General features: G+C 43.8%; 1 protein-coding gene. It reads left to right on the top strand.

Going from position 1 to position 1337, the window contains the following annotated elements; translation table 11 throughout:
* The first annotated feature begins 114 nt into the window (after nucleotides 1-114).
* Entirely contained in the window at nucleotides 115-1317 is a 1203-nt protein-coding gene (locus GTW09_RS17340; RefSeq protein WP_163112878.1) for an IS4 family transposase, read from the top strand.
* Nucleotides 1318-1337 lie beyond the last annotated feature (20 nt).

The following is a 1337-nucleotide window of genomic DNA, read 5'->3' as shown; positions in this document are numbered from 1 at the left end:
CCTGAGGTATCCCCACAAATAATGACTAAAATTCAGTAAGATAAAAAATAAAGGGAACATTCATGACGTTTGGTGATCAGATCTTTCGCCAAAAACAAATGAAGGTTAAACGCCATGAATGCCCTATCTATTGTGAACAAAGTCATCTCGCTTGTCAGCTTTAAAATGCATAAGTCTCGACAAAAAGCACTTACTGCATGTGTCAAAAGTTTGCTAAATGGAAGTACCGCAACTGTCACGAGCATAGGTCGAGGCATCAATAATAAAGCCTTTGAAAAGCACCGGATTAAGCGAGCCGACCGATTACTTTCCAATACAAACTTATTACATGAAACGCCAACTATCTATGCAGCTACATGCCAGTTGTTATGTAGTCATATTTTGCGGCCTGTTATTTCCGTAGATTGGTCAGATCTTGATGAGCATAACGGTCATTTTCTGTTGCGCGCAGCTATTTCTCTTAAAGGCAGGCCCATCACGCTTTACCAAGAAGTCCATTGTAATAAAACCAGAGAAAAGCAAGCGACGCACAGAGCGTTTTTGCATGCTCTGCGAGCAGTATTACCTTCACAATGCCATCCCATTATCGTTACAGATGCTGGGTATAAATCACCGTGGTTCAGGGAGGTGATCGCGTTAGGGTGGGATATTGTCGGTCGCGTGCGTCGGCCGCATTATTACTCGTCTGACTCTGGACACACGTGGCAATGTATTCATCAGCTTTACGCTCAAGCCACGTGCAGACCAAAGCGTTTTGATAATAGCCAGATAGTCAGAAGCAATCCTTTTGCCTGCACGCTTGTTTTATTTAAACAAAAAAGTAAAGGCCGTCACGCTCGTAACACCGATGGTTCGCTCAAGCGCTCAGGACATTCAAAAAAACATGCTCAGGGTGCAAAAGATCCTTGGCTATTGGCAACATCGCTCTCTTCTCATCGGCAGTTATCAAAACAAGTGGTCGGCATTTATCGACAGCGGATGCAAATTGAAGAAGGGTTTAGGGACATGAAAAGTACCAAGTTCGGGCTTGGGTATGAACAAAACAAAAGTATTAAAAAGCAACGTCTTACAATATTGATATTGCTGACAACATTAGCGTCACTGGTTGCTATATTACTGGGTATGGTGCTTGTCTCTTCGAATATACATCGTCGATTCCAAGCGAATACCGAAATCAGAAGCGTGCTGTCATTCCACTACCTTGGCCTCAGAGCTATTGCTTGCCGAATAAGGTTTACCATGCGACAGTGGAAAGCTGCACTCAAATGGTACAGCTCCATAGTAGACAGTGCATGGGCCGGAAGCACATGGAATTAAATTCGTGGGGATCCCTCAGG

Source organism: Alteromonas hispanica, from assembly GCF_010500915.1.
Classification (GTDB): domain Bacteria; phylum Pseudomonadota; class Gammaproteobacteria; order Enterobacterales; family Alteromonadaceae; genus Alteromonas; species Alteromonas hispanica.
The sequence above is the reverse complement of the archived record's forward strand: the minus strand, read 5'-3'. Positions and strand labels throughout refer to the sequence as shown.

What these genes read in the sequence shown, in the direction of transcription:
- GTW09_RS17340 (WP_163112878.1), top strand. Translation starts at nt 115, where the DNA reads ATGAATGCCCTATCTATTGTGAACAAAGTCATCTCGCTTGTCAGCTTT.